The 26,485-nt window shown below is 73.6% G+C and carries 27 protein-coding genes and 1 riboswitch; of the genes, 14 read left to right on the forward strand and 13 right to left on the reverse strand.

Annotation, left to right across the window (positions count from 1 at the left end):
• Entirely contained in the window at positions 1-1,374 is a 1,374-nt protein-coding gene (locus tag ABUW04_RS20690) for an ABC transporter substrate-binding protein (RefSeq protein WP_380566152.1), read from the reverse strand.
• Positions 1,375-1,581: 207 nt separating this feature from the next.
• Between ABUW04_RS20690 and ABUW04_RS20695 the strand changes: the two genes are divergently transcribed.
• Positions 1,582-2,571 (forward strand): LacI family DNA-binding transcriptional regulator, encoded by a 990-nt coding sequence (locus ABUW04_RS20695; RefSeq protein WP_380566153.1) that lies wholly within the window; start codon positions 1,582-1,584, stop codon positions 2,569-2,571.
• A 35-nt stretch (positions 2,572-2,606) separates the two neighbouring features.
• On the opposite strand, the gene ABUW04_RS20700 is transcribed toward ABUW04_RS20695, so the two are convergent.
• From ABUW04_RS20700 to ABUW04_RS20750, 11 genes are all read right to left on the reverse strand, one after another.
• Positions 2,607-3,386 carry an ABC transporter permease gene (locus ABUW04_RS20700; RefSeq protein ID WP_380566154.1) on the reverse strand — a complete coding sequence of 260 codons (780 nt, stop codon included), beginning with the start codon at positions 3,384-3,386 and terminating at the stop codon, positions 2,607-2,609.
• Positions 3,383-4,339, reverse strand: coding sequence for an ATP-binding cassette domain-containing protein (locus tag ABUW04_RS20705; RefSeq protein WP_380566155.1), 957 nt, complete (start codon positions 4,337-4,339; stop codon positions 3,383-3,385). Before ABUW04_RS20705 ends, ABUW04_RS20700 begins: the two co-directional genes overlap by 4 nt.
• Positions 4,336-5,124 carry a CatB-related O-acetyltransferase gene (locus ABUW04_RS20710; RefSeq protein ID WP_380566156.1) on the reverse strand — a complete coding sequence of 263 codons (789 nt, stop codon included), beginning with the start codon at positions 5,122-5,124 and terminating at the stop codon, positions 4,336-4,338. Before ABUW04_RS20710 ends, ABUW04_RS20705 begins: the two co-directional genes overlap by 4 nt.
• The gene (locus tag ABUW04_RS20715; RefSeq protein ID WP_380566157.1) at positions 5,121-6,782 is read right to left on the reverse strand and encodes a class I adenylate-forming enzyme family protein; all 1,662 of its coding nucleotides are present in this window, start codon (positions 6,780-6,782) and stop codon (positions 5,121-5,123) included. Before ABUW04_RS20715 ends, ABUW04_RS20710 begins: the two co-directional genes overlap by 4 nt.
• Positions 6,783-6,953: 171 nt before the next feature.
• The gene (locus ABUW04_RS20720; protein WP_380566158.1) at positions 6,954-8,270 is read right to left on the reverse strand and encodes a M20/M25/M40 family metallo-hydrolase; all 1,317 of its coding nucleotides are present in this window, start codon (positions 8,268-8,270) and stop codon (positions 6,954-6,956) included.
• Positions 8,267-8,992, reverse strand: a complete 726-nt coding sequence (locus ABUW04_RS20725; protein WP_030259922.1) for a GNAT family N-acetyltransferase — start codon at positions 8,990-8,992, stop codon at positions 8,267-8,269. The genes ABUW04_RS20720 and ABUW04_RS20725 overlap by 4 nt, the downstream gene beginning before the upstream one ends.
• A gap of 66 nt (positions 8,993-9,058) precedes the next feature.
• Positions 9,059-9,187: riboswitch (SAM riboswitch) on the reverse strand.
• Positions 9,188-9,285: 98 nt separating this feature from the next.
• On the reverse strand, positions 9,286-9,654 hold the full coding sequence (gene crcB, locus ABUW04_RS20730) for a fluoride efflux transporter CrcB (RefSeq protein ID WP_380566159.1): 369 nt from the start codon (positions 9,652-9,654) through the stop codon (positions 9,286-9,288).
• Entirely contained in the window at positions 9,654-10,055 is a 402-nt protein-coding gene (locus ABUW04_RS20735; protein ID WP_380566367.1) for a DUF190 domain-containing protein, read from the reverse strand. The genes crcB and ABUW04_RS20735 overlap by 1 nt, the downstream gene beginning before the upstream one ends.
• A 68-nt stretch (positions 10,056-10,123) precedes the next feature.
• Complete coding sequence (locus tag ABUW04_RS20740) at positions 10,124-10,657, reverse strand: fluoride efflux transporter FluC (protein ID WP_063757614.1); 534 nt, start codon at positions 10,655-10,657, stop codon at positions 10,124-10,126.
• Positions 10,658-10,887: 230 nt separating this feature from the next.
• Positions 10,888-11,613, reverse strand: coding sequence for a class I SAM-dependent methyltransferase (locus ABUW04_RS20745; RefSeq protein WP_380566160.1), 726 nt, complete (start codon positions 11,611-11,613; stop codon positions 10,888-10,890).
• A 25-nt stretch (positions 11,614-11,638) separates the two neighbouring features.
• Positions 11,639-12,214, reverse strand: a complete 576-nt coding sequence (locus tag ABUW04_RS20750) for a cupin domain-containing protein (protein ID WP_380566161.1) — start codon at positions 12,212-12,214, stop codon at positions 11,639-11,641.
• 120 nt (positions 12,215-12,334) lie between these two features.
• On the opposite strand from ABUW04_RS20750, the gene ABUW04_RS20755 reads away from it, so the two are divergent.
• The 13 genes from ABUW04_RS20755 to ABUW04_RS20815 all read left to right on the forward strand — a co-directional run bounded on the left by ABUW04_RS20755 (position 12,335) and on the right by ABUW04_RS20815 (position 25,666).
• A complete protein-coding gene (locus ABUW04_RS20755) occupies positions 12,335-12,745 on the forward strand; it encodes an RrF2 family transcriptional regulator (protein WP_030259905.1) in 411 nt (136 codons plus the stop codon).
• A complete protein-coding gene (locus ABUW04_RS20760) occupies positions 12,742-13,641 on the forward strand; it encodes a DsbA family oxidoreductase (protein WP_380566162.1) in 900 nt (299 codons plus the stop codon). Before ABUW04_RS20755 ends, ABUW04_RS20760 begins: the two co-directional genes overlap by 4 nt.
• Before the next feature lie 500 nt (positions 13,642-14,141).
• Complete coding sequence (locus ABUW04_RS20765; RefSeq protein ID WP_380566163.1) at positions 14,142-15,671, forward strand: ABC transporter substrate-binding protein; 1,530 nt, start codon at positions 14,142-14,144, stop codon at positions 15,669-15,671.
• Positions 15,668-16,699, forward strand: coding sequence for an ABC transporter permease (locus ABUW04_RS20770; RefSeq protein ID WP_380566164.1), 1,032 nt, complete (start codon positions 15,668-15,670; stop codon positions 16,697-16,699). The genes ABUW04_RS20765 and ABUW04_RS20770 overlap by 4 nt, the downstream gene beginning before the upstream one ends.
• A complete protein-coding gene (locus ABUW04_RS20775) occupies positions 16,696-17,586 on the forward strand; it encodes an ABC transporter permease (protein WP_380566166.1) in 891 nt (296 codons plus the stop codon). Before ABUW04_RS20770 ends, ABUW04_RS20775 begins: the two co-directional genes overlap by 4 nt.
• Positions 17,567-18,592: an ABC transporter ATP-binding protein gene (locus ABUW04_RS20780; protein ID WP_380566167.1), complete on the forward strand. Its 1,026-nt coding sequence runs from the start codon at positions 17,567-17,569 to the stop codon at positions 18,590-18,592. Before ABUW04_RS20775 ends, ABUW04_RS20780 begins: the two co-directional genes overlap by 20 nt.
• Positions 18,589-19,620 (forward strand): ABC transporter ATP-binding protein, encoded by a 1,032-nt coding sequence (locus tag ABUW04_RS20785; protein ID WP_380566168.1) that lies wholly within the window; start codon positions 18,589-18,591, stop codon positions 19,618-19,620. The genes ABUW04_RS20780 and ABUW04_RS20785 overlap by 4 nt, the downstream gene beginning before the upstream one ends.
• A 46-nt stretch (positions 19,621-19,666) precedes the next feature.
• Complete coding sequence (locus ABUW04_RS20790; protein ID WP_380566169.1) at positions 19,667-20,761, forward strand: LLM class flavin-dependent oxidoreductase; 1,095 nt, start codon at positions 19,667-19,669, stop codon at positions 20,759-20,761.
• The gene (locus ABUW04_RS20795; RefSeq protein WP_380566170.1) at positions 20,758-21,942 is read left to right on the forward strand and encodes an acyl-CoA dehydrogenase family protein; all 1,185 of its coding nucleotides are present in this window, start codon (positions 20,758-20,760) and stop codon (positions 21,940-21,942) included. Before ABUW04_RS20790 ends, ABUW04_RS20795 begins: the two co-directional genes overlap by 4 nt.
• Positions 21,943-21,946: 4 nt before the next feature.
• Positions 21,947-23,134, forward strand: coding sequence for an LLM class flavin-dependent oxidoreductase (locus ABUW04_RS20800; protein WP_380566171.1), 1,188 nt, complete (start codon positions 21,947-21,949; stop codon positions 23,132-23,134).
• Positions 23,131-23,886 carry an alpha/beta hydrolase gene (locus ABUW04_RS20805; protein WP_380566172.1) on the forward strand — a complete coding sequence of 252 codons (756 nt, stop codon included), beginning with the start codon at positions 23,131-23,133 and terminating at the stop codon, positions 23,884-23,886. Before ABUW04_RS20800 ends, ABUW04_RS20805 begins: the two co-directional genes overlap by 4 nt.
• Before the next feature lie 75 nt (positions 23,887-23,961).
• Positions 23,962-25,113 carry an LLM class flavin-dependent oxidoreductase gene (locus tag ABUW04_RS20810; RefSeq protein WP_380566173.1) on the forward strand — a complete coding sequence of 384 codons (1,152 nt, stop codon included), beginning with the start codon at positions 23,962-23,964 and terminating at the stop codon, positions 25,111-25,113.
• Positions 25,114-25,162: 49 nt separating this feature from the next.
• Complete coding sequence (locus ABUW04_RS20815) at positions 25,163-25,666, forward strand: flavin reductase family protein (protein WP_380566174.1); 504 nt, start codon at positions 25,163-25,165, stop codon at positions 25,664-25,666.
• A gap of 34 nt (positions 25,667-25,700) precedes the next feature.
• On the opposite strand, the gene ABUW04_RS20820 is transcribed toward ABUW04_RS20815, so the two are convergent.
• Entirely contained in the window at positions 25,701-26,375 is a 675-nt protein-coding gene (locus ABUW04_RS20820) for a TetR/AcrR family transcriptional regulator (protein WP_380566175.1), read from the reverse strand.
• Between the last annotated feature and the right edge of the window lie 110 nt (positions 26,376-26,485).

Raw genomic sequence — 26,485 nt, forward strand, 5'->3', positions numbered from 1 at the left:
TCACTTGGCGTAGGCGGTGGCCGCGGTCCGGTCCAGTCCGGCCAGGATCGAGTCCAGATGGGCGGGGGTCTTCACGTAGTCGAGGACCGCGCTGAAGAACGCCGTCTCCATGGCGAGCGGCATCGAGCCCTGGGCGGTGTAGCGGACGTCGGGTGCGCTGTCGTAGGCCTGGGCCGCCTTCTGTTCCAGCACGGTGGAGTAACTGGTCGACGGGACGCTCTTGTTGGCGGCCAGCCACTGTCCGCTGGAGGCGACCATGGCGGCGAACTGCGGCGTGGCCAGGTAGCGCATGAAGGCCCGGGTCTGCGGGGTGTCGCGGAAGGTGGCCAGCATCTCGCCGGAGGTCTCGATCACTCCGCCGTCGCTGGTCCCGCCGCTGCCGACGGCCGGGAAGGTGAAGAAGTCGATGTCGTTGACCGGGGTGACCCCGGGCACCGTCTGGGCCAGGGTGTTGCCGAGCCAGTCGGCCTGGACGGTGAGGGCGCACTTGGCCGGCTTGGAGTAGAGGCCGTTGGGGCTGGTGCTGAAGCTGGTGGTGAGCACCGAGGTGGGGGCCCCGACCACCATCCTCGGATTGGTCGCGACCTGCCCGAACGCCTGGAAGGCGGCCTTGACCTGCGGCGAGGACCAGGCGAGCTTGCCCTGCCACCAGGCGTCGTAGGCCGCGGTGCCGGCCTGCCGGAGCATGAACTGCTCGATCCAGGCGGCCCCGGGCCAGCCGCTCGCCGAGCCCGACTCCAGGCCGACGCACCAGGGCGTGTGCCCGGCCGCGGCCTGCTGGGTCGCCCAGTCCTGCAGCTGGGTCCAACTGGTGGGCGGCTTGGGCCCGGTGTAGGTCTTGGGGTCGTACCAGACCAGGTTCTGCACCGAGGTGTTGTAGAACAGCCCGTAGAGGTGGCTGCCGGAGGTGCCCAGGTTCAGCAGTCCGGCCGGGAACTGGGACTTGACCTGGTCCATGTTCAGCCAGGAGTCGATGGGCGTCAGCTTGCCCTGCTGGGCGAGGGTCTGCAGTTGGCCCGCGCTGGGGTCGGAGACGACGTCCGGCGGCTTGCCGCCGCTGATCCTGGTCTGCAGCACCGCGAACAGGTCGGCCGTGGTCTCGTACTTGACCGTGATCCCGGTGGCGTCCTCGAACGGCTTCAGGGTGGCCAGATAGGCCTTGAGCTGAGCCCCGGTCAGTTCTCCCATGAGGTCGAGCGTTCCGCCGGGGTGCTTGCCCTCGGCGGCGGTACTGGCCGCGGCCTTCGCCGCGGCGACCAGCCCGCCCGAGGCGGTCGGCACCGGTGCGGTCGTCGGTGCGCTACTGCTGCACGCCGTGACCAGCAGTGCCGATCCCAGTACGACGGCGGTGGGTTTCCATCCGATCCTGATCATCGCGGCCTCCGGCCCGAGTGTTTCTCTGAAGTGCCTCACCCGATCATCGAAGTGCTACTGTCGAAGTTCTTCGAGTTGAGCACGGGGGCCTGGGGCCGTCAATAGAATGCGAGCTCAGCGCATATGCCAGCCGGGGCAGTTGGCGGAAAAAGAGCTACGATAGAACTTCGATCGTGAGGGGACCGTGTCTTGACGAATCGTCAGAAAGTGACTATCTACGACGTCGCGGCACAGTCCGGCGTGAGCATCTCGACGGTCTCGCTGGCCTTCAACAACCCGGGACGGGTCCGGCCGGAGACGCTGCACCGGATCCTGGACGTCGCCGAACGGCTCGGCTTCCAGCGCCGGGCCGAAGCGGTCAGCCGGGCCAAGCGGTCCCACAGCCGGGTCGGCGTGCTGGCCCCGTTCACCTCCTACACGTCCTTCGCCCTGCGGCTGAACGGGGTGCTCAGCGGCTTCGCCAGGAGCCCGGTCGACGTCGTCGTCTACGACCACAGCTCGGCCGCGGCCAGCGACTCCCCGTTGCTGGCCAGCCTGCCGCTGAGCGGAGCCCTGGACGGCCTGATCATCATGGGGCTGCCGATCGCCGACGAGGTCGCCGAACGCCTGGCCCGGCAACGGCTCAACGTGGTCCTGGTGGAGACCGAGCGCCGCGACTTCAGCAGCGTCTGCGTCGACAACGTCGGCGGCGGGGAGTCGGTGGCCCGCCATCTGCTGGCGAAGGGGCACCGAAGAGTGGCCTACCTGGGCGAGGAGCAGGTCTCGCACCTCTACCGGTCACCCTCCGAGGAGCGCTTCGAGGGGTTCACCAGAGAGTTGCGCCGGGGCGGGCTGGCCGAGGCCGACATCATCAAACTGATCGTCCCGCACAGCGTCGACGGTGCCATGCGGGCGGCCCGGGAGCTGTTCGACCTGCCGGACCGGCCGACCGCGCTGTTCGCCTACGACGACGCGCTGGCCAGCGGGGTGCTCCGGGCCGCGGCGCAGCGCGGGCTCTCGGTCCCGGGCGACATCGCGGTGGTGGGCTTCGACGACCTCGACCTGGCCGGCGCCCTGGGTCTGACCACCGTCAGGGTGCCGTTCGCCGAGTCCGGCAGCGCGGCGGCGGAACTGCTGACCGCGCAGGTGCTGCACCCGGAGCACAGCGCACGGCAGGTCAGTCTGCAACTCGCCCTGGTCCAGCGAGAGACAGCCTGACCTGCCGCGGAGGGGAAGACGGGTACGGCTCGGTCTCAGTCGGTCCGGTAGTAGCGCCGGACCGCCAGCGGGACGGCGACCAGCAGCGCGCCGGCGGTCCAGGCCAGGGTGACCGGCAGCGCCGATCCCGGCTGCTGACCCTGCATCAGGGCCCGGGCCGCGTCCACCGCCTGCGAGATCGGCTGGTGCGCGGCGAAGGGCCGCAGCCACTGCGGCATGGTGGACACGGGCACCAGCGCGCTGGAGGCGAACATCAGCGGGAACACCCAGATGAAGCTGGCCGCCAGTGCCGCCTCGGCGCCGCGGACGGTCAGCCCGATCAGCGCGAAGAACCAGTTGAAGGCATAGCCGAAGAGCACGATCAGCAGGATCGCCGCGGCCACCCCGGCCGCTCCGCCACGTGGCCGGAAGCCCACCGCCGCACCGGCCGCCGTCATCAGCAGCACCACGAACAGGTTGCGGCAGGCGTCCGCGAGGGTGCGCCCGGCCAGCGCCGCCGCCGGGGACATGGGCAGCGAGCGGAAGCGCTCCACGGTACTGGTGCTGACATCCTCGGCGATGCCCACCGCCGTCTGGGTGCTGTCCCAGGCGACGGTCTGCACCAGCACGCCGGGCACCAGGAAGTCGATGTAGCGCATTCCCGGTGTGGCCACCGCACCGCCGAAGACCTGGGCGAACAGCACCACCAGGATCACCGGCTGGACCGTGGAGAGCAGGGCCAGCTGCGGCTGTCTGATCCAGTGCCGGAGGCTGCGTCCGGTCAGCACGGAGGTGTCGGAGACGAACGCCGCGGCACTCGCGGTCGCGGCGCTCACTCGGAACCGCCCCGGAGGGTGAGTGCCAGGAACACGTCGTCCAGGGAGGGCCTGAGCAACTCGGCGCCGTCCAGGACGATCCCGGTCCCGTCCAGCCCGTGGATCACCTCGGTGAGCAGCCGGGCGCCGTCGGGAGTGCAGGTGGTGACCTCCCTGGCGACCGGGTCGGCGACGGCGGTGTGACCGCCGATCCGCCGCATCGCCTCGCTCACCGTGAACAGCTGCTCGAGCTCGTGGACCCGTACCGACAGCCGCTCGGAGCCGATGCTGCGCTTCAGTTCCTCGGGGCTGCCCTCGGCGACCACCCGGCCGTGGTCGACCACGGTGATGTGGTCGGCGAGCCGGTCCGCCTCGTCCAGGTACTGCGTGGTCAGCAGCACCGCGGTGCCGTTGCCGACCAGTTCGTCCACCAGGTCCCACAGATCGGAACGGCTGCGCGGGTCGAGACCGGTGGTCGGCTCGTCGAGGAACAGCACCGGGGCGCGGCTGACCAGGCTGGCGGCCAGGTCGATCCGGCGGCGGGTGCCGCCGGAGTAGCTGTGCGCCGGACGGTCCGCGACCGGGACCAGGTCGAAGCGCTCCAGCAGTTCGGCGGCGCGCCGCCTGGCCTCGCGGTGGGACAGCCGGTGCAGCCGGCCCACCATGATCAGGTTCTCGCGACCGGTGAGCCGGCCGTCCACGGCCGCGTGCTGCCCGGCCAGTCCGATCGAGGCCCGGACCAGGTGCGCCTGGCGGATCACGTCGTAGCCCGCCACCTCGGCACGGCCCGAGTCCGGCGCGGTGAGGGTGGTCAGGATGCGCACGGTGGTGGACTTGCCGGCTCCGTTGGGCCCCAGCAGCGCCAGCACCGTGCCGGCGCCGACCTCCAGGTCCACCGCGGCCAGGGCCCGGGTGGATCCGTAGCACTTGCTCAGCGCGGTGGCCCGGATCGCGGGCCCTGCCCCGGGCCTCATGTCACGACTCCGGCGGGCTGCTCGGGCCCGTCGGCCTGTTCGGGCGCCGCAGCGTCGGGGACCGGCGCACCGGGTGGCACCTGCTCGGCCGCCGCTGCTGCGGGCCGTATCGCCAGGGCGTACAGCCTGCTGAGGCTCTCCGCGTCGAGCGGCTGGCGGAAGAGTTCCAGATTCTCCTTGATCAGTGCCGGGGGCCACTCCCACCAGCGCAGTTCGAGCAGCTTCTGGATGACCGGATCGGGGAACCGCATCCGGATCCTCCGGGCCGGGATACCGCCGACCACCTCGTAGTCGGCGACATCACGGGTGACCACAGCACCGGCGCCGACCACCGCGCCGCAGCCGACGGAGACTCCCGCGCGCACCGTCGCTCCGGCCCCGATCCAGGCGTCGGCCCCCACCACCGTGCGCGGCACCTTCGGCCAGGGACCCTCGTAGAATCCGAACTCGGCGTTGAACGGGAAGACATGACTGGTCGGCAGTTCCGGCCAGTGCGGGCTGGCGCCGATGGTGACCTTCTCGGCGATCCCGCAGTAGGCGCCCACGTCGGTGTTGAAGACGGAGGCGTAGCGACCGACGATCGAGTAACGGCCGATGGTGCTCTGCCAGATCAGGGCGTACTCCATGACCAGGGCGTTCGGTTCGACGACGGCGTCCTTGAGCTCCACGTCGTGCAGGGCCACCGTGGCACCGCGGTAGCGGGCGCCGAGCACGGCGCGGAGGTTCTCCAGGGAGTGCCGGCGAGGCCAGGCATTGACCGTCCTCGGCATCGGACTGCGGTTCATCGCGCCTTCCTTTCACCGTGCATGGGGTTCTGTTGGCAGAGACCGGATCGGTCGAACGCGCCGGCGGCGCTCCCGCAGGAACCGTCCGCCAGCAGCAGGCGGAGCCGCCGCTTGTCGGCCCTGCCGAGCATGGACCGGGGCAGGTCGTCCACCACCACGATGCGGCGCGGCGCCGCCGGCCCGTGCCGGCCCCGGACATAGGCGCCGAGCGCCTCCGTGGCGAGGCCGGGCTCGGCCCGCACCACCGCTGTCACGCACTCGGTCAGCACCGGGTGCGGCACGCCGACCACGGCCGCCTCGATGACACCGGGGTATTCCATGATGCTGGCCTCGACGTCCAGGCTGGACACCTTCAGGCCGCCGGTGTCGATCAGGTCCGGGTCGCGGTCGACGAGGGAGAAGCAGCCGTCCGCGTCGAGCACGCCGATGTCCCCGGTTCGGGTCCACCCGTCGGCGAGGAACACCTCGGGGGCGCCGCTCTCCCCGTCGTAGCGCCGCTGCGGAGCGTCACCGCGCAGCTGGACGTCCCCGGCCGCCCCTGGCGGAGCGACCCGGCCGTCGGCGCCGACGATCCGCAGCTGTGATCCCGCCGAGGCATGCCCCAGCGACTTGGGCCGGGCCGGATCGTAGTCGGCCGCCATGCGGCGCGGCCACGACTCCGTGGTCGCGTAGACATTGCGGATCCGCGCGGTGGAGAACAGCTGCGCGAGCCGCTCCAGGGTGGCCGGGTGGATGGGTGCACCGGTGGTGCGGACCTGACGCACCGAACCCAGGTCGTAGGCACCGCCGGCCGCGGCGTCGACCAGCGCGATCGCCATGGCGGGCACCAGCACCACGTGGCTGGGCCGGTACTGCTCGACGGCCCGCAGCAGTGCCCGGGGGCCGAAGCGTGGCAGCGTCAGCACGCTGTGCGGGTTCGGCCCGAGCGGTTGCACCAGCAACCCCTGGCCCACCGTGGTCCCCGGCGGCAGGGAGTGCAGGGCAGTGCCGGCCTGCCGCGCCAGCGAGTGCATCAGCGGATACAGGATGTTGCCGTGGCTGGCGACAACTCCCTTGGGAGTCCCGGTGGTTCCCGAGGTGTAGCTGATCTCGGCGTCGGACGCGGGGGTGAGCGCCACACCGTGCCGGGTGGTCGGGATCCCGAACGTCGCCGTCGACCGGCCCTCGGCCAGCTCGGTGACGCTCGCGGCCCAGCCGCAGCGGAGTCCTGCGGGGACCGCCCCGACGGCACCCACGGCCCGGGACGCGCGGAGCACCGCGGCGGTCCGCCAGGCTCCGGCGGCCTGCGAGACCGGCACCGCCACCGCTCCGGTCTTGAGCACCGCGGCCCAGGCCACCGCGTAGTCGATCCAGTGCGCGGTGGAGCAGGGGAGCAGGACCCGGTCGCCGGGGCGGACTCCCCGCTCGACCAGCCCCCTGGCCACCGCGTTGGAGGACTCCTCCCAGGCGGCCATGGTCAGCGCGGCCCCGCCGACGATCCGGTGCGCCACCGCCTCCGGCCGCTCGGCGGCCCGCTGCCGCAGCTGCGCGGGGACGGTCCAGTCCAGCGGGCAGCGGTCCGGGTCGGCCCGGTACGGGCTGACCGTGTGGGCGGCGAACGGATACGGGGTGGTCGGGTGCGGGGCGGTCGAATGCGGGGTGGTCGGGTGCGGGGTCATGGCGGATTCCCTCCGGCAGGGCCGACAAGCCCCCTGCCGGAGCCCGGGAGTCCGCCTGCCACGCAGCGTCGCGTTTCAGTACCACGACGCTATGCCCGTGCCATTGGCATTGTCTTCCGGCATATGACGGAATCTCGGATCCGCCGTAAGGCGGACGGACCGCCCGTCACCTCAGCAGCTGCGCAGGAAGCGGTCCAGGACCCTGACGCCGAACTCCAGCGCGTCGACCGGGACCCGCTCGTCCACCCCGTGGAACAGCGCGCTGAAGTCCAGTTCCGGCGGCAACCTCAGCGGTGCGAAGCCGAAGTGACGGATGCCCAGGCGCTGGAAGGACTTGGCGTCGGTGCCGGCCGAGAGCATGTACGGCAGGATCCGGGCGCCCGGGTCCTCCGCGCCGATGGCCAGTGCCATGGCGTCCACCAGGGTCCCGTCGAAGCTGGTCTGCACCGGCGGCAGGCTGTCCCACTCGCGCTCCACCCCGGGGCCCAGGATCTCGGCGAGTTCGGCCTCGAAGGCCTCCTCCCGCCCGGGCAGCATCCGGCCGTCCACCGTCGCCCTGGCCGTCGACGGCACCACGTTGGCCTTGTACCCGGCTTCGAGCATGGTGACGTTGGCGGTGTCGCGCAGCGTGGCGCCGATCATCCTGGACAGGTTGCCGAGTCTGGCGACCGCCGCCTCCGGGTCCCGCTCGTCGAACGGGACGCCGGTCAACTCGGCGACGCCCTCCAGGAACTGACGGACCGGCTCGGTCAGGATCAGCGGGAAGCGGTGCGCGTCCAGCCGGGTCACCGCAGCGGTGAGCCTGGCCACGGCACTGTCCTGGTGCAGCATCGACCCGTGCCCGGCCGTGCCGGTGGTCCTCAGCCGCAGCCACATCACCCCCTTCTCGGCGGTCTCGACCAGGTAGGCGCGGGCGCCGCCGTCGAAGGTGACCGAGAAGCCGCCGACCTCGCTGATCGCCTCGGTGACCCCTTCGAACAGTTCCGGCCGGTGGTCCACCAGCCAGCGGGCACCGAGGAACCCCCCGGCCTCCTCGTCGGCGACGAAGGCGAAGACCAGGTCCCTCGGCGGCACCACCCCGTCACGCTTGAACTGCCTGGCCACGGCCAGCGCCATGGCGACCATGCCCTTCATGTCGACCGCACCTCGGCCCCAGACGTAGCCGTCGCTGACCTCGCCGGAGAACGGGTGGACCGACCACTCGCCGGGATCCGCCGGGACCACGTCGAGGTGGCCGTGGACCAGCAGCGCGCCGCGCCTGGGGTCCGCACCCGCCAGCCGGGCCACCACATTGCCGCGGCCGCGGGCTCCGGACTCGACGTAGGTGGTCTCGTAACCGACCTCGGCGAGCTTGGCGGCGACGTACTCGGCCGCCGCGCGCTCGGTCCCCACGGCGGCCGGGTCGCCGCTGTTGCTGGTGTCGATCGCGATCAACTCACTGGCCAGGGACACCACTTCGGACACGGCTGAGATCTCCGCAGAGCTCACGCCAGCGCCTCCGCGGCCTCGGCCGGGATCCGGACGGCCATGAAACGCACCTCGCGGCGCTGCCGGAACCCGAGCGACTTGTAGAGCCGGATGGCGTTGGTGTTGCTCGCGGCGGCGTGCAGGAACGGGGTCTCCCCGCGGGCCCGGATGCCGTGCGCGACGGCCAGCACCAGCCGGCCGGCAAGGCCCTGGCCGCGGTGGCTGTCGGCGGTGCAGACCGCGCTGATCTCGGTCCAGCCCGGCGGGTGCAGCCGCTCGCCGGCCATCGCCACCAGCCGCCCCTCGCGGCGGATGCCGAGGTAGCTGCCCATCTCGACGGTGCGCGGCAGGAACGGACCCGGCTTGGCCTGCTCCACCAGGGCCAGCATCTCCGGGACGTCGTCCGGCCCCAGCCGGACCGCCTCGTCGTCCGGGGCCGCGGCGACTCCGTCGTCGACCAGCTGGACACCGGGCAGGTCCATCACCGTCTCCCAGTCGGCCGGCGGCGCGCCCGCCATCCCGGCCACCGGCACCACCGCGCCCGGCCCCATCAGCGCGGCCACATCGCGCCAGGTCTGCTCGTCGGGCTCGTCCGGCAGCGCCACGAAGACCGTGACGTCGGCGGGGTAGCGGAGCACCTCCCCCTTCCGCTCCGCGAAGTGCGCGTGCGGTCCGAGCAGCGAGGCCCGGGCCGGATTGTCCAGCGGATGGGCGGCGGCGCTGTCTGGGGATTCTGCGGGCATGGCAGGAAGCCTCTCCGGTCATGGCGGTCGGTGGTCGTACCGCCGGGTTCGACGGGACACCGGCGGGCTTCGCGCTTACAGGACCCCTCGCACCTACCGGACCGGGGCGTCCTGTCGGGTCATCACCTGGAGCACCCCACCGCGGACGAGGGTTGCCGGTCAGCAAGCCAGGGCTTGACGCTGACACTCATGACCACAGATCACGGTAACCGCTCCGCCCAGTCCGGGCAATCCCCACTCAGCCAGTGGACATTGCCCGCTCCGGCGCAGGTCGGAGCGGGATCGGAGCCGGGTCAGAGCCAGGTCAGCAGCCCGTAGCCCAGCGCCGCCGCGGCCAGGCCCAGGCCCAGGCTGCCGACGGCGTTCAGCCCGGCCTCGGCCAGCGAGCCGTCCTCCATCAGCCGCACCGTCTCGTAGGAGAAGGTGGAGAAGGTGGTGAACCCGCCGCACACCCCGGTGCCCAGCAGCAGGCCGAGGTCGGGCACCAGGTGGTGGTGCGCGGACGCGGCGCCCAGGGCGCCGAGGACGAAGGACCCGGTGACATTGATGACCAGGGTGCCCCAGGGGAAGACGCTGTCATGGCGCCGCTGCACGGCCCGGTCGGTCAGGAAGCGCAGCGGCGCGCCGACCATCCCGCCGAGGAAGACCATCAGGACCGGCATCAGGGCTCCCTCGCCGTCGTGGCCGACGGATCGGCGGGCGGGTCGGCGGGCGGGTCGGCGGGCGGGTCCGCCGGCGGATCGGCCGGGGCGACGACCTCGACCTCCTCGACGGTGACCAGACTGTGCGGGCTGATCCGGCGCAGCGTGGGCAGGAAGCCGCGGATCCGCTCCGGGGTGTCGATGATCACCACCAGCAGCGGCAGGCTGTCGGCCAGGTCCAGCAGCCGGGAGGTGTGCACGATCCGGGAGTTGCGGCCGAAGCCCTCCATCCCCCGGAAGACGCCGGCCCCGGCCAGCCCGGCGCGGTGCGCCCGGTGCACGATCTCGGTGTAGACCGGACGGTGCTGGAACTGCTCGCCGTCGGCCAGGTGCACGGTCAGCCGCAGGGCCGTCCCGGTCAGTTCCTCGCGCGGCTCGGCCGACCGGTCCTCGTCCCGGTCGTGGTCCCGGCGGCGGTGCAGCAACGGGCTCATCTGGACACTCCTTCGGCTTCGGCGGAGGGCTCCTCGGCGGGGCGGCTCGCGCGGGGCGGTGCGGTGGCGGTGCGGCCGCTGTCGCTGCGGCGGCTGGGGCCGCGGCGCACCGGGAGCCCGAACAGCCGCCGGACCAGGGCGACCCCGGTCCAGACCGCCGCCAGTCCGGCGATCAGGCTGCTCAGCGCGTAGGCGTCGGCGAGCGAGAGGTGGCCGGTGGCGATCAGGCCGCGGGTCTCGTTCATGTAGGTGGAGAAGGTGGTGAAGCCGCCCAGGATGCCGACCCCGAGGAACGGGCGGCGGTAGCGCGAGGGCGGCCAGACCTCGATGACGCAGACCATCAGCGCGCCCAGCAGCAGGCTGCCGAGCACATTGGTGGTGAACGTCGCCCAGGGGAAGCCGCCGGCGGGGGTGGCCCAGGCCTGCGCCAGGCCGTAGCGGGCGACGCTCCCCAGGCCGCCGCCGATGGAGACGACGGCCAGGACATCCCAGAGCCGGGTCCGCCCCGGCTCCGGTTCGGATACGGGCATCAACGCTCCACGACGAGGTGAACGGGGCATGGCTCTCCTACCTGAAATCAGGGTCGCCGAAAGGTCGACCGCCAGGTAGGGACCGTTGGCAGCGGAATGCTGCGGTTCTACGGCGAGCCCCTCCGCCGTGGGTACGAGGATAGCGGGCGCCCACACCGGAAGCGCGCACCACCCCCGCCGCCGTGCTCCGGCGTGGCGTGCGGCGCTGCCCGGACCGCGTCCGGCGCTGCTCAGGCCGGGCGGCGGGCCAGTACCAGGCGGCAGCGCGGGGCGCCGTCGGGGAGCTCGCCGAGCGCGGTCAGCGGGACGGTGGAGACGGCGAAGCCGGTCCGCTCCAACTCGGCCCGTACCGCCGGGAGCGGGAAGGTGCGGTAGTACATCACGAAGGTCGGGCGCAGCAGTGCGTTGCGGACCCGCATCCCCGCGTCGAATCCCCACAGCGCCCAGTACGGCCACGAGCCGACCCGGGGCGGGGCCGGGACCGGGAAGGCGAACAGGCCGCCGGGCCGCAGCGCCGCGTACGTCTGGGCGAACAGCCCCGGACGCTCCCGGGGCAGGAAGTGGCCGAAGGCGCCGAAGCTCACCGCCAGGTCGAACTCCGAGGCGAACGGCAGCCGGCGGACGTCCGCACGCACCCATTCCGTGTCCGGTTCCGTGTCCGGCACGGCCGCCCGCGCCACCTGCAGCATGCCGGCGCTGAAGTCCACCCCGACCACCCGCTTCCCGCACAGCTCGCGCAGCACCGCGGTGCCCGCGCCGGTGCCGCAGCAGAGGTCGACCCCGGCGCCGAACGGCCCCAGCGGTTCGAGCGCGCCGGCCACCGCGTCGAGCACCGGCTCGGAGGTGCGGAACGGGGTCCGGTCGAAGCTGGGGGCCAGCAGGTCGTAGCCGTGCTCGATGGAGGAGAGCGCCTGGACGGTCAGTTCGCGAAGCGTGGGGCCCTGCGGAGAGAACACCCCGGCAGCCTAGCGCTCGGTGCCGTCAGTGGGCGTGCGACTGCTCCGGGCGCAGCACGTGCAGTCCGGGCAGGTTGACCACCACGGCCTCCTGGGTGCTGCGGGCGATCACCACCACGGCCTCGTCGTCCGGGTCCGGGTTCTCCTCGCGGTGCGGGACGAACGGCGGCACGAAGATGTAGTCGCCCGGACCGGTCCGCAGCCGGACCTCCCGCTCGAAGCCCCCGCCACCGTCCCCGTCGCCGTCGCCGTCGGCCAGGAAGACGAACTCCGGGTGTCCGCTGACCACGTAGATCGCCGTCTCGGAGGCGCCGTGGTGGTGGTCGGCCGAGGCGGTCGCCGGGGCGACATGGGTCTGCCCCATCCACATCCGCTCGGAGCCGACCCGGGCGCCGCTGATCGCGGCGAACCGCCGCATCCCGCCGGTCTGGGCGGTGTCCCCGTCCAGGTCGTCGGCGCGGATGTGGTGCACCTTGAAGCGGGCCGCCGGGTCGGCGCCGGCCGCGGGACGGTCCGGCAGGTCGGGGTGGAAGCCGTCGCAGGACGCCGGGCCTGCCGCGGCTGCCGCGGTGCTGCCGGGGGTGGCGGGCTGCGTGGTCATCGGTGCCGTCCAGGGGCTGCGGGAGGGGGCGGGGACGTCTGCGACCGTAGGAGCCGGACGGAAAGGATGTCAAGAGGTGTCCATTGCCCGCAGGGGCCGTGGCACGGGATACTGACGACCATGCACATATCCGCGAAGGCGGACTACGCCGTGCGGGCCCTGCTCGAACTCGCCCAGGACACGGCGCGTCCGCTCACCTGCGAGAGCATCGCCTCCTCCCAGGAGATCCCGTTCCGATTCCTCAAGTCCGTCTTCGGCGACCTGCGCCGGGCCGGCCTGGTCCGCAGCCAGCGCGGCTGCGAGGGCGGCTACTGGCTGGGCAGGCCCGCCGACCAGATCAGCCTGCTCGACGTGATCCTGGCCGCCGACGGTGAGTTGATGACGCTGCGCGGCGAACCGCTGGGCGCGCTGGACTACCCCGGCGCGGCCTCCGGGGTGCCCGACGTCTGGCGCGACATCGAGGAGAGCGCCCGGCGGATCCTCGGCGGCACCACCCTGGCCTCGCTGCCGGCCGCTCGGGTCGCGGTGTGACGGCGCCGGTGCTGGAGGTCGTCGAGTACACCGACCCGCTCTGTCCCTGGGCCTGGGGCTCCGAGCCGGTGTTCCGCCGGCTGCGGCTGGAGCTGGCCGGGCGGGCCCGCTGGCGCCGGGCCTACGCGATCCTGTTCGACACCGACGACGACCCGGCGCCCGACCCGGAGGCCGAGGCGCTCTGGTACAGCCGCTACGTCGCCGAGGTGGCCGCGCACACCGGGGCCCCGCGCACCGAGCGGCTGGACCGGGTGGCCCGCTCCAGCTGGCCCTCCGCGCTGGCGGCGCGCGCCGCCGAACTGCAGGGGCCGGCCGTCGCCGAGCGGGTGCTGCGGCGGCTGCGCGAGTCGGTGTTCGCCCTGGGCCGCCCCGCCGACACCGAGCAGCGGGTGCTGGCCGGCCTGCGCGCGGTCCCCGGGCTGGACCTGGACCGGTTGCACGCCGACGCCCGGTCCGACTTCGTGCTGGCCTCGGTGCGCTCGGACCGCGCCGAGGCGCGCGCACCGCTGCCCGAGGCGATGGACCCCGAGGACGCCACCGGACCGCACCCCGGCCGCGCCAAGGAACTGGACGACGGTTTCCGCTACGCGCTGCCGACCCTGCTGCTGCGCGGTCCGCTGGGGTACCGGGTGGTGCCCGGATGGCGCCCGCACAGCGCCTGCGCCGAGGCGGTGCGGGCGGTCGGCGGCACCCTGGACGCGGCCCCGGAACTGCCCTCGGCCGATGCCGCGCTGGAGCTCCACCGAAGCCTGACCGGACCGGAGTTGGCCCTGCTGACCACCCCCGGCACATGCCCTGAGCAGGGCCTTCGGGTGGACACTGCCGGCGGGCCGCTGTGGCTGCACCCGGACGAGGCGGCCGGGCATCCGGCGCTGACCGGATCGGCCGTCGGCTGACGTCCACTCAAAGAGACACCTCTTGGTGTCCATTGACAGCGGGCCTCCCGGCCCGCCACGATAGGCACATGCTTACGACGCACCCCGCCGTGGTGTGCCGCTACGTGGACCTGCGGCGCACCTCCAGCGCCCTCTGTCGCTGACCCGCCGCCCCGGGCCCATCCGGCCGCCGCACACCCGCGGCCACCGCGCCCCGGCCGTCCCGCGCCCCTCGTACTCGTGCTCCGACATTCCGGGGAGCGACCGGTCCCCTTCGGTTGAAGCCGAGTAGTCCACTGCTCCGCAGAGCATCTCCCGCAGACATCCGCAGGCAGCTGCGTCCCACTCGACCGACACCGCCGTCGGTCGGCGCCGCCCGCACCGCCCCGTCTGCCGCCTGCTGCTGCCCTCCCCCATGCCTGCCCGCGCCGCCGGCCGCCAGAGGCCCGGCGCCCCGCGCTGCCCGTGCTCCCCCGCCAGGGGGCGATTCGGCGCGCCCCGACCGAAGGTGACGCCCCATCATGACTTCTGCTCTCGCCAGACGCTCGTTCCTCGGACTCGGCCTCGGGGCCGGTGCCGCCGTCGCTCTGACCGCCTGCGGCAGCTCCAGCGGTGCGGGCGCCTCCGGCACCGGGACCGGCACGCTGAAGTGGGGCTGGGAGCTGCCGACCTCCTGGGACCCGGTGTTCTCCTCGGCCGGCTGGGACGTCCACGACCTCTCGCTGGTCTACGCGGCGCTGACCAAGCTCGACGCCAACGGCAACCCGGTCCCGGCGCTGGCCTCGCACTGGTCCTACAACGCCACCGGCACCGAGATCACCTTCACCCTGCGCTCCGGACTGACCTTCAGCGACGGCAGCGCGCTGGACGCGACCGCGGTGAAGAAGAGCCTGGACCGGGGCCGCACCGACCCCAAGTCGCTGGTCGCCGCACAGCTGGCGCACGTCTCCCAGGTGACCGTGGGCAGCCCGACCACGGTGGTGCTGAAGCTCACCCAGGCCGACTACCAGATACCCAGCCTGCTGGCCGGGAAGACCGGGATGATCGTCAGCCCCAAGGCCTTCGAGGCGAACGCCGCCGGGCTGGCCACCCAGCCGGTCGGCGCGGGTCCGTTCACCCTCAACTCCTACACCCAGAACGCCAAGGCCGTGCTGCGGCGCAACCCCGGCTACTGGGACGCGGCCAACATCAAGCTCACCGGCTTCGAGGTGTACCCGCTGCCGGACGCCTCCACCGTGGTCGCCTCGCTGCAGTCCGGCCAGTACAACGTGGCCCAGATACCCGGCAGCCAGGTCGCCGCCGCCAAGGCGGCCGGCCTGGAGGTGCAGGTGATCCCCTCGATGGTGGTCGCGGTGCTGGACGTCAACTCGGGCAAGGCCCCGCTGACCGACCCGGACGTCGCCCTGGCGCTGCAGTACGCCATCGACCGCCAGGCGCTGCTGAAGACCGCGCAGTTCGGCTACGGCACCGTCAGCAACCAGCCCTTCCCGCCCGGCTACGTCGGCCACGACACCGCCTCCGACAGCCTCTACCCCTACGACCCGGCCAGGGCCAAGGCCCTGCTGGCCAAGGCGGGACACGCCGGTGGCCTGGACCTGACGCTGACCACCACCGCCGCCGAGGGCGTCCCGGAACAGATCCAGGCGCAGCTCAAGGCCGTCGGCATCAACGCGAAGATCTCGGTGATCCCGGCCGCGCAGGCCACCCAGGTCGCCTACGTCCAGCACTCCCAGCAGGTCTTCGTGGACCAGTTCGCCGGACGCGACTCCGCGGCGCAGGCCTTCCAGGTGCTGTTCGGTCCGCAGGGGCTGATGAACCCGGGCCGCAGCACGCCGCCGGAGCTGCTGGCCGCGGTGGCGAAGGTCTCGGCGACCCCGCTGGACTCCCCCCACTACGCCGAGGTGCTGCAGGCGGCCACCGCGCTCGCGGTGCGCACCATGCCCAATGTCTTCCTCTACACCGTTCCGCGCATCCTGGCCCGGCACAAGAGCGTCTCGCAGCTCCCGGCCGACGTCGTGGTGCAGCGCTTCGAGGGGGTGACCGTCTCGTGAGCGCCGCCCTGCCGGCCCGCATCGCCCGGGCCCCCAAGCCGCTGGCCCAGGGGCTGCTCACCACCGCGACGGTGTTCCTGCTGGCGTCGGTGCTGACCTTCGGCCTGGGCGCGCTGTCCAGTGCCAACCCGGGTGCGGCGGTGCTCGGCGACACCGCCACCCCGGCCGACATCGCCCGGATGAACCATCAGTTCGGCCTGGACCGCCCGCTTCCGGTGCAGTTCCTCAGCTGGCTGGGCCACGCCCTCCACGGCGACCTGGGCCGTTCCTGGTTCACCACCGTGCCGGTGGCCCAGAGCGTCTGGCAGGCGCTGCCGGTGGACCTCTCGGTGGCCGGTCTGGCGCTGCTGATGGCGGTGCTGCTCGGCGGGGCCGGCGGGATCGCCGCCGCGCTGAGCAACGGCGGCAAGGTGGACCGGGCGGTGACCGCGGTCTGCGCGGTGCTGGGCACGCTGCCGGCGTTCGTGATCGCCATCGGCCTGATCGCGGTGGTCTCGGTGCAGTTGGGCGCGCTGCCCTCGGGCGGTTACGTCCCGTTCGGCCAGGACCCGGTCCAGTGGCTGCGGTTCTCGCTGCTGCCGGCCTTCGCGCTCAGCCTGGAGGCCGCCGCCGGGATCGCCCGGCAGCTGCGCACCTCGCTGGTGGGCGCGCTCCGGGAGAACTACGTGACCGGGGCGTCGATGCGCGGACTGTCCTCGCGCCGGGTGCTGTTCGGCCATGTGCTGCGCAACGCGGCCGGACCGGCGCTGACGGTGCTGGGGATGAGCGTGCCGATGCTGATCGGCGGCGCGGTGGTGACCGAGCGGATCTTCAACCTGCCCGGTATCGCCCAACTGGCGCTGCAGGCGGCCCAGGAGCACGACGTCCCGGTGATCCAGGGCACCCTGCTGGTCACCACGGGCGTGGTGCTGATCGCCAACCTGGCCGTCAACGCCGGGCTGGCGGCGCTCAACCCGGCCGCGCGGCGCGGGCGCACAGGCTCCAACGAGCCTGTTGCGATCAGCCTCCCGGAAGGGGCGACGGCATGAGGACGCTGCGCAACACCCTGCGGGTCCCGGTCGCCCGCGGCGCGCTGGCGGTACTGCTGCTGGTGGCCCTGCTTGCGGTGTTCGGCGGGCAGTTGGCGCCGCAGGACCCGCTGGCCCAGGACACCGCCCACGTCCTCCAGGGACCCAGCGGCGCCCATCTGCTGGGCACCGACTACCTGGGCCGCGACGTGCTCAGCCGACTGCTCTCCGGCACCGGACTGTCGGTGGCCGGCGCGCTGGAGGCCGTCGGGGCGGCGCTGGTGCTCGGCATCGTCCCCGGGCTGGCCTCGCTCTGGCTCGGCCGGGTCTTCGAGTGGACCGCGCTGCGCGCCGTCGACGCGCTGATGGCACTGCCGTTCACGCTGTTCGCCATCGCGGCGGTCGGTGTGCTGGGCAACGGACTGCACCAGGCGATGCTGGCCCTGGGCGTGCTGCTGGCCCCGCTGTTCTTCCGGGTCACCCGGGCCGCCGCGCTGGGGCTGCGTCAGGTCCCCTACGTGGAGGCGGCCGAGCTGATGGGGGCCTCGCGCAGCTGGGTGCTGCGCCGTCACATCTGGAGCAAGGTGCTGCCGACCGTGGCGGTGACCACCGCCCAGGCGCTGGCGACCAGCCTGCTCACGGTCACCTCGCTGACCTTCCTCGGTCTGGGGGTCCAGCCGCCCGCACCCACCTGGGGCGGGATGCTCGCCTCCGACCTGGGCTTCCTGGCCCAGCAGCCCTGGGCCCCGGTACTGCCCGGGGTGCTGATCATGCTGACCGTCGGTGCGCTGCACCTGCTGGCGGACGCCCTGCGGGACGGCGGCGCCGCGGACGCGGTGCGTCCGGTCCGGGCCGCGGCCGCCGTCCCCGTCCGAGAGGAGAAGGCCGATGCCGCTGTCGCCGCCTGAACAGGCCCGGGAAGTGCTGGCCGTGGAGGGTCTGCGGATCACCGTCAACGGCGGCCGGACCGAGGCCGTGCGCGACGTCTCCTTCACGGTCAGGGCCGGGGAGTCGGTCGGTCTGGTCGGCGAGTCCGGCAGCGGCAAGACGCTGACCTGCCGCTCCGTCCTCGGGGTGCTGCCTCCCGGCTGCGCCGTCGCCGAGGGGACGGCCCGGCTGGGCGACACCGAGCTCACCGCGCTGGACCGGCGCGGCTGGGAGCGGCTGCGCGGGCAGCGGCTCGGCGCGGTGTTCCAGGACCCGGCCTCCTACCTCAACCCCTCGCTGACGGTGGGTCGGCAGCTGGCCGAACCGCTGCGGGTGCGCCAGGGCCTGTCCCGGTCCGAGGCCCGGGAGCGGGCGGTGCAGCTGCTGGGCGCGGTCGGGCTGCACCAGCCGGAGGAGGTGTTCCACCGCTACCCCTTCGAACTGTCCGGCGGAATGCTGCAGCGGGTGCTGATCGCCACCGCGGTCGCCGGCGACCCCGAGCTGCTGGTGGCGGACGAGGCCACCACGGCGCTGGACACCGTGGTCCAGGCGGAGGTGCTGGACCTGCTGGCGCAGCTGCGCGCCGAGCGCGGCCTGGCGCTGCTGCTGGTCAGCCACGACCTGGCGGTGGTCGCCGAGGTCTGCGACCGGATCCTGGTGTTCTACGCCGGCGAGGTGGTCGAGGACGGCCCCACCGAGCAGGTGCTGGCCGCCCCCGCCCACCCCTACACCGAGGCGCTGCTGCGGGTGGCCTCCATCGGCGACTGGGGGCGGCGCGAGCTCGCCGTCATCCCCGGACGGCCGCCGGAGGCGGGCGAGGCCCCCACCGGCTGCCGGTTCGCGGACCGCTGCGAGTACGCGGCGCCGCAGTGCCGCAGCGACCAGCCGGTGCCACTGCGCCAGGCCGGCGAGGGCCGCAGGACCCGCTGCGTGCGCGCGGACGACTTGGCGCTGGCCGGAACCGGACGCGAGGAGGTGACCGCATGACCGCGGAACAGAGCACGGACGCGTTGCTCCAGGTCGAGGACCTGAGTGTGGCCTTCGGCCGGCGTGCCGGCCGGCCCGGGCAGGAGGTGCTGCACGGGGTGTCGCTGCGGGCCCGGGCCGGCGAGATCCTGGGCGTGATCGGCGAGACCGGCTCGGGCAAGACCACCCTGGCCCGCTCGGTGGTCGGGCTGTCCCCGGTCACCGGCGGACGGGTCCTGGTCGACGGCGCCGAGGTCACCGGTCTGCGCGGACGGGCGCTGCGGGAGTTCCGGCGCTCGGGCGCGGTGCAGTACCTGTTCCAGGACCCGCTGCGGTCGCTGGACCCCGATCTGACGGTACGTGAACTGATCGGCGAGCCGCTGGCCGTCGCTGCCGGACGGGCCGGCCGCGAGGAGCGGGCCGACCGGGTGCTCGGGGCACTGCAGCAGGTCGGCCTGGACGCCGCCCTGGCGGACAGGCTGCCCGGTCAGCTCTCCGGCGGCCAGCGGCAGCGGGTCGCCATCGCCCGCGCCGTGGTCACCCGGCCCCGGCTGCTGCTGGCCGACGAGCCGGTCAGCGCCCTGGACGCGTCCAACCGCAACCATGTGCTGCGGCTGTTCGACCGGCTGCGGACCGAGCTGGACCTGGCGGTCGTGGTGATCTCGCACGACCTCAGCTCGCTGGCCGGGATCGCCGACAGGATCGCGGTGCTCTATCGCGGCCGGCTGGTCGAACAGGGCCCGACCGCCGAGGTGCTGTCACGACCGCTGCACCCCTACACCGCGCTGCTCACCGCCTCCGCGCCGAGCGTGCGCCGCGAGCACGACCTGCACCCGGCCCAGCTGCGGGCGGGGCTGCCGCGCCCCGCCTGGACGCTGGCGCAGCCGGCCGAGGGCTGCGGCTTCGCGGCCCGCTGCCGGTTCGCCGAGGACGCCTGCCGCGCGCAGCCCTCCGTGCAGCCCCGGGTTGGCGGTCGCGAGGTGGCCTGCCACCACGCGGACGACTGGCGGGCCGGGCTCACGAAGACCGAGCCCGTGCTCACCCACTGACGACTGATCAATTAATCGACAAAGATCCAGAACAGAAGGGACAGCCATGTCCATCGAGTTCATCGGCATAGCCGCCACCGCCCCCTTCAGCGAGTCCGGCGGCGGCAGTTCCTGGAACGCCATCGACCCCGGCTATGTGAAGGAGCTGGCCCGGGCGCACGAGACGGCCGGCTTCGACCGGGTGCTGGTCGCGCACTCCTCCGCCAGCCCCGACGGCTTCACCGTCGCCGACCAGGTACTGACCCACACCGACAGGCTGGGCGTGCTGCTGGCGCACCGCCCCGGCTTCGTCTCGCCCACCCTGGCCGCCCGCAAGTACGCCACCCTGGACGCCTTCCACCCGGGCCGGATCGCGCTGCACGTGATCACCGGCGGCGACGACGCCGACCAGGCCAGGGACGGCGACCTGAGCGACAAGCCGACCCGCTACCGGCGCACCGACGAGTTCCTGGACGTGGTCAGGAAGACCTGGACGGCCACCGAACCCTTCGACTACGACGGCGAGTTCTACCAGGTCCGCGGCGGGAGGTCGGCGCTGCTGCCGTCCCGTCCGATCCCGGTGTACTTCGGCGGGGCCTCCGACGACGCGGTGCGGGCCGGGGCCAAGCACGCCGACGTCTACGCGTTCTGGGGCGAGCCGCTGGCCGGCATCGCCGAGCGGATCCAGCAGGTGCGCGAGGCCGCCGCGCCGCACGGCCGCGAGCCCAGGTTCAGCGTCAGCCTGCGCCCGATCCCGGCCGCGACCGAGGCCGAGGCCTGGCAGCGCGCCGAGGAGATCCTGCGGCTCACCAAGGAGCGCGCCGGCGAGCTGCGCAAGGTCATCAACCTGGACCACTCGGCCCAGGAGGGCTCGCAGCGGCTGCTGAACGCCGCCGCCAAGGGCGACGTCCACGACAAGCGGCTGTGGACCGCGGTGGCCAAGGCCACCGGCGCCGCCGGGAACTCGACCGCGCTGGTCGGCTCCTACGAACAGGTCGCCGAGTCGCTGCTGGACTACACCGCGCTGGGCGTCGGCACCCTGCTGATCCGCGGCTTCGACCCGCTGGCGGACGCCCGCGACTACGGCACCCTGGTGTCCCTGGTCCGCGAGCAGACGGAGCGTCAGCAGTTCGTCGGCAACCGGGTGCTGGTCGACGCATGAGCTCCCCGCCGCTGCTGGAGCTGACCCCACCGGCCCTGGACCGGCTCCCGGAGCTCACCGCCGTCCTGGCGGCCGACGCCGCCGAGCACGACCGCGACGCCCGCTTCCCCCACCGGGGCGTCGCCGCGGTCCACCAGGCCGGGCTGCTGACCGCCACCGTCAGCCGTGCCCACGGCGGCCCAGGCGCGGGGTTGGCCGACACCGTGCGCATCCTCCAGGCGCTCGGCGCCGGCGATCCCGCGGTCGCCCTGGTGACGGCGATGACCCTGTTCACCCATGCCGCCCAGGCCCGCTCCGGCGACTGGCCGCAAGAGTCCTACGAGCTGCTGCTGCACGAGTCCGCCACCCGCCCGGTGCTGGTCAACGCGCTGCGGGTGGAACCGGAGCTGGGCTCGCCGGTGCGCGGCGGGCTGCCGCGGACGGTGGCGGTGCCGCGCGGCGACCACTGGGAGCTGACCGGCCACAAGATCTTCTCCACCGGCGCCGAGGCACTGGGCTGGATGCTGGTCTGGGCCCGCACCGACGAACCGGTGCCCCGGGTCGGATCGTTCCTGGTCCGGGGCGGCAGCGAGGGCGTCACCGTGCTGCCCACCTGGAACCACCTGGGCCTGCGCGCCTCGCGCAGCGACGACGTGCTGCTGGAGGCGGTGCGGGTGCCGCTGGGCCAGGTCGCCGGGCTGGCCGAGCCTGGCAGCGGCGGCGGCCGGGACGAGACCGGCGGGGCCTGGAACTCGCTCGGGCTGACCGCCCTCTACCTGGGCGTCGCCCGGGCCGCCCAGCAGTGGCTGACCGGCTTCCTGCACGAGCGCGTCCCCAGCGCCCTCGGCGCCCCGCTGGCCACCCTGCCCCGCTTCCAGACCGCGGTCGGCGAGATCGACATCGCCCTCAGCGGTGCCGAACGCCTGGTCCGCGCCCTGGCCGCGGACGTCGACGCGGGCGACCCGGCGGCGGCCCGGCAGGCTGGCGGCGCCAAGGTGCTCGGCACCCGCGCCGCCATCGGCGCCGTCGAGCAGGCCGTCGCCCTGGTCGGCAACCACGGACTCACCTATGACAACCCGCTGCAGCGGCACCACCGCGACGTCCTCTGCAGCCGGGTGCACACCCCGCAGGACGACATGTCCCTGCTCGCCGCCGGACGGGCCGCACTCGGCCCGGTCGCCCCTTCTGTGAAAGGCAACTGACCCCATGCCAGTCGAGTTCATCGGAATGATCGGAACTCGGGACGTCTCCGAGACCCGTCCGCCCAGCGGCCCGGTCGTCGACCCCGACTACACCCGCCGCTTCGCCCAGGCCCACGAGCAGGCCGGCTTCGACCGGATCCTGATCGGCTACGGCTCCAGCAGCCCGGACGGCACCCAGGTCGCCGCCCATGTCGCGGCCCACACCGAGCGGTTGGGACTGCTGGTCGCGCACCGCCCGGGCTTCGTCGCACCGACCCTGGCCGCCCGCACCTTCGCCACCCTGGACCAGTTCTCCGGCGGCCGGGTCGCCGTGCACATCATCACCGGCGGCCACGACGCCGAGCAGCGCCGCGACGGCGACCACCTGCCCAAGGACGAGCGCTACCAGCGCACCGACGAGTACCTGGACATCCTCACCCGCTCCTGGACCGAGGACGAGCCCTTCGGGCTGGACGGGACCTACTACCGCTTCGCCGACTTCCACTCCGAGGTGAAGCCGGCCCAGCAGCCGCGCATCCCGCTGTACTTCGGCGGCTCCTCGGCCGCCGCCTACCGGGTCGGCGGCAAGCACGCCGACGTCTTCGCGCTGTGGGGCGAGCCGCTGGCGGAGACCGCCGAGCAGATCGCCTCGGTCCGCTCCGCCGCGCTGGCGGCGGGCCGGACCACCCCGCCGCGGATCAGCGTCTCGTTCCGGCCGATCCTGGGCGCCACCGAGGAGGCCGCCTGGGAACGCGCCCACGGCATCCTGGACACCATCAGGTCCCGGGGTGCGGCCGGCTCCTTCGTCGGCAGCCGCCGGGACATCCTGCCCACCGGCCCCGGTGCGCAGCCGCAGAACGCCGGCTCGCAGCGGCTGCTGGCCGCCGCGGCCAAGGGCGAGCTGCACGACCGGGCGCTGTGGACCGCCCCGGCCGCCGCCACCGGCGCCGCCGGCAACTCGACCGCGCTGGTGGGGACCCCGGAGACGGTGGCCCAGGCGCTGCTCGACTACGTCGACATCGGGGTGACCACCCTGCTGATCCGCGGCTACGACCCGCTGGAGGACGCGCTGGACTACGGCCGCGAACTGCTGCCGCTGGTGCGCGCGGAGGTCGCCCGCCGCGACCGCGCCGCCGGTGCCGCCGCAACCGGTGCCCCCTCGACCGGTGCCGGCTCCGCCGACGCCCGGGTCGCCGTGGCGGGTGCCCGATGACCGCCCCCGTCGCCACCCGCACCGCCAGCTGGTACCCGTCCGAAGGCCTGCTGCAGCGCGGCACGGTCGTGCTGCTCCCCGGCCGCGGCGAGCACCCCGGGGTGTACGAGCGGCTGGGCCGCAGGCTGTCGGCCGACGCCTATGTGGTGCACGTCCTGGAGCTGGACCGGGCCTCCGACACCGAGCGGACCGCGGCCGACGTCGCCCAGGTCGCCCAGGGGGCGGCCGCGCCGCTGGTGCTGGCCGGCTCCGACACCGGGGCGCTGCGGGCCCTCGCCGTCGCCGCCCACCCGTCGGCCGCACCGGACGCGCTGCTGCTGGTGGGCGTCCCCACCACCGGTGACGCACCGTCAACCAGCAACTGGGACGAGCAGTTGACGGCCCGTACGGCCTGCCCGACGCACCGCGGCCGGCTGGCCGCCGACCCGCTGTTCGACCGGACCGCGCTGGACGCCCCGGTCCCGCCGGACCTCGCGGCCGAGGCGGCGCAGGCCGTCGCAGGGCTGGCCGCGCTGCCGGTGCTGCTGGTGCACGGCGAGGCCGACCCGGTCAGCCCCGTCGCCACCGCGCGGGAGTTGGCGGCGCGGCTGCCGGAGTCCGCGCTGGCCACCGTCGCGGACGGGCGGCACGACTCCCTCAACGACATCTCGCACCGCAGTGTCGCGGCGACGGTCGTGCTGTGGCTGGAGCGGCTGCGGGCCGGTTCGCACCGCACCAGCGTGGTCACCCTCCACCAGCCGTCGACCGACTGACGACCCGTCCGCAGCACCATGTCCCCGCACCCTGTCTCCGCAGCATCCGTCCGTTCGCCCGAGGAGGACCGTTCCATGGCCCTGCATCCGCACTGGTACCTGCCCACCTCGGGCGACGGCCGGGACGTGGTCGGCTGGGTGCACTCCCGCATCGCCACCGCCGCGCCCCGCCCCACCGACCGGGCCCCGGACATCGACTACCTCGCCGACGTGGCCAGGGCCGCCGAGCGGCTGGGCTTCGAGTCGCTGCTCACCCCGGCCGGGACCTGGTGCGAGGACCCCTGGATCACCACCGCCGCGCTGCTCAGGGAGACCCGGCGGATCCGCTTCGTCGTCGCCCTGCGCCCGGACGCGCTCAACCCGACCCTGGCCGCGCAGATGGCCGCCACTTTCCAACGGGTCTCCGGCGGCCGGCTGCTGCTCAACGTCGTCACCGGCTCCGACGACGAGGAGCAGCGGCGCTTCGGCGACTGGCTGGACCACGACGCCCGCTACGCCCGCACCGAGGAGTGGCTGACCGTGCTGCGCGGCGCCTGGTCCGGCGAACCGCTGGACCACGACGGCGAGCACTACCGGGTGCGCGGCGCGACCGTCGCCGAGGCGCCCGACCCGCTGCCCCCGGTCCTGCTCGGCGGCTCCTCCGCGCCGGCCCTGCGGATCGCCGCCGCCCACGCCGACGTCCACCTCAGCTGGGGCGAGCCGCCCGGCGAACTGGCGCCGAGGCTGGCCTCGGTACGGGAGCTGGCGCAGCGTCAGGGCCGCAGCGTCGGCTTCGGCGTCCGGGTGCATGTGATCACCCGGGACACCGCCGCCGAGGCCTGGGCCCAGGCCGAACGGCTGCTGGCCGCGATGGACCCGCAGGCTGTCGCGCTGGCGCAGGCCCGGGCCGCGCGCACCAGCTCCGAGGGGCAGCGCCGGATGACCGCCCTGCACGGCGGCCGCCGCGACGCGCTGGAGGTGTCGCCCAACCTCTGGGCCGGCTTCGGCCTGCTGCGCCGGCACGCCGGGACCGCCCTGGTCGGCAGCCACCAGCAGGTCGCCGAACGGCTGGCCGAGTACCACGCCCTGGGCGTGGAGCACGTCCTGCTCTCCGGCCAGCCGCACCTGGAGGAGGCGCACTGGTTCGGCGAGGGGGTGCTCCCGCTGCTGCGCCGCGAGGGGTTGCTGGCCGCGGAGCCGTCCCGCACCCGTCACCTCACCCCGGTGCCGACCACGGCAGACCTCTGACCAGGACAGCAGACCGCCCCCGATGACCACCAGAGACAGGGAACCCGCCATGACCTCGACCACGGACCTCTCCGCGCCCGCCGACCTCAGCCCGGCCGACCTGCTCCGCCGCACCCTGCGCCGGCACGCCGCCGGGGTGACCGTGCTGACCGTGCCCGGGCCGGCCGGCTTCACCGCCACCTCGTTCACCTCGGTGTCGCTGGAGCCCTCCCTGGTCTCCTTCTACCTCTCCAGCACGGCCTCGACCGCCGCCGCGGTGCTGGCCGCCGACATCTTCGCGGTCCACGTCCTCGGCGAGGACCACCGCGAGCTGGCCGAACGCTTCGCCCGCAGCGGCACCGACCGCTTCGCCGGCACCGGCTGGTCCCCGGGACCCCGGGGCGTGCCGCTGCTGGACGGCGTCCCGGCCTGGCTGACGGCGCGTCCGGTGCTGCGCCAGGAGGTCGGCGACCACCTGCTGGTGGTCGGCGAGGTGCTGGACGCGGGTGGCGACGGCGAGGCCCCGCCGCTGCTGCACCACAGCGGCTGCTTCGGCTCCTTCCGCCCGCACTGAACCGGCGGCGTTGAGCGGGAGGGGGTGCGGCGGGCTACCGCCAGTCGGCGGTGAGCGCGGGGCCGAGCTGGTCGAAGTGCCGGTCCAGCACCTGGACCAGGTCCTCCACGTCCACACCGCGGTCGGCGACGCCGGCGGCCCACTCGTGCTGGGCGGTCCGTCCGACCGCGCTGAACACCGCGGCCAGCACCCTGGGCCGCAGGTCGACGGCCGGGTCGACGCCCTCGCGCTCGGCGAGCACCTCGGCGATCAGCTGCTGCTGCTCGGCGAGCCGGTGCAGGTAGGCGGCGAGCAGCGTCGGGGTGCACTCGATCAGCTGGAATATCTCCAGCGCCGCGGTGGCGGGGGAAGCCCCCGGCTCGGAGATGTCGCGGCTCTCCCAGGTCTCCCGGGTCGCGGCGCGCAGGGCCTGGAGCGGGTTCTCATGGCTCGGCCGGGACCGCAGGTAGTCGACGAAGTCGTCCGCGCCGTCCTCCATCAGGGCGAGCGCCACCTGCTCCTTGTTGGCGAAGTAGCGGAAGAAGGTGCGCTGCGAGACGTCGACGGCCGCGGTGATCTCGTCCACCGTGGTGCGGGCGTAGCCCTGACGGAGGAAGAGCTTCTGGGCGGCTTCCAGCAGCTGGCAGCGGGTGCGCTGCTTCTTGCGCTGGCGCAGTCCCGCGACGGGCCCGACCACGCGGTCCACGGGGGCCGCAACCTGCTGGACCAAGGGATGCCACCTCCATAAAACCGCCCCCGGGTTTCTGCCGACTATACCTCGCTGACACATGTCATTAACATGCATAAGTCAGTCTTTGCCAAGTGTCAGTAGCTGACATA

The organism is Streptacidiphilus jeojiensis, from assembly GCF_042510965.1.
Lineage (GTDB): Bacteria > Actinomycetota > Actinomycetes > Streptomycetales > Streptomycetaceae > Streptacidiphilus > Streptacidiphilus jeojiensis.